The organism is Streptomyces boncukensis (genome assembly GCF_011045075.1).
GTDB lineage: Bacteria > Actinomycetota > Actinomycetes > Streptomycetales > Streptomycetaceae > Streptomyces > Streptomyces boncukensis.
On record NZ_JAAKZZ010000961.1, the window covers coordinates 1 to 1,338 of the forward strand.

Here is a 1,338-nt window from a genome sequence, read left to right on the forward strand (position 1 = left end):
CCCCACGACGCGGGCGTGGCCGGGCGGGTGAAGTCGTCCCACGTCCATGGCTGAGCGCTGCTCGCGCGGACGCGCTCCCCGCCGACGCTCAGGTCGACGGGGAACACGGTGGCGCCGGTCGGCGGGGTATCGGGGATGGCGGGTGCCGCGTTCATCGCCGCGGTGTCCGCCGGTGCGTGGCCGCGCACCTCGAAGAACCTCCACTGACCGGCGCGCACCGCGTGCTCCGCTTCGGGCCCGAACCAGTTGAGGTTGAGATCCACGTCGCGGGCGACGGCGCAGCGCGTCCATGCGGTGAGCACGTATTCGACATCGGAGGTGATCGGCGTCAGGTCGCTGGCGGCGTTCGGATACTGCGCGGTGCCGTCCGGTGTGATCTGCATGCACCAGTCGGACGGCGCCGGGAGGCTGGAAGGTGCGGGTACGCGCTGGAGGCCGGCGCCGTTGCCCGTCCACCCGGTCAGGTCCGTCCGTGAAGTCCGGGGTGCCGTCGGGTATCTGGGCGACGGTGAACGGGCTGGCCGGTGAGGCGTTGATGCCGATCTTCCACCCGAACTGCTCCAGCGTCTCCGTGGTGCCCTCGGCGAGCTGGCTGACGGTCTCCGGGGGCAGGGAGGCGGGCGGGTGGCTGATGGTGATCCGGTCGCCCTCCTCCAGGCCGCACGCTGCGTCCGTCAGCTCCGGGTTGCGGGCGGGGTCGCGGCTGATGACGGGGAACCGGGCCTCGTCCAGGAACACGGGGAAGCCGCCGTGCCGGTTGTTGGGCCCGGAACAGATGCCCAGGCTGTGCTTGTCGGCAGTGAGGCAGAGTCTCCCTCCACGCCCGCTGCGCCGCGCCCGGCATCGACTTGCCGGGGGCCTGCGGGGCGCTGTTGGGGTCGCGGTTCGCGCGCACGTCACGTACGTCAGCGCGGTCGAGCGGAAGAACGCCCCCTGCCGGGCCGCCGCTCCGGCCTCGCCGTTGTACGTCAGCAGGTCGTCGTACGCCTGCCGGTACAGCGCGTTGTCCGCCGTGGTGGCGAGGAACGGGTTCAGTGGCTCCAGCGCCCCTGGTCGGCGGTCTGCACGTTGCACCACAGCAGGCCGTGCCGGTTCGCGATCGACCCGGCCAGGGGGGGCAGCACTGGTCGTGTGCGTCCACCAGCGGCTTTGGTGGACGGTGGTGCCGTCCGTCCGCTCACGTGCTCTCACGGTTGGCATGGCGGAGGACGCCAGCCCCGTTTTCACGATCGTGTTGGGCCGGTGTGTGGCCAAGCCGGGGAACGAAAAAGGCCCCCACCCCGGTTTCCCCAGGTGAGGGCCTTGATCATGAAGGGTGAATGACGGGACTCGAACCCG

The 1,338-nt window shown here is 71.2% G+C and carries 1 protein-coding gene; it reads right to left on the reverse strand.

The genetic code is table 11. The annotated features are described in order from the left end of the window. Window positions 1–383 (reverse strand): hypothetical protein (locus tag G5C65_RS37320; protein WP_165303470.1); only part of this gene is annotated, 383 nt, incomplete at its 3' end. Window positions 384–1,338 lie beyond the last annotated feature (955 nt).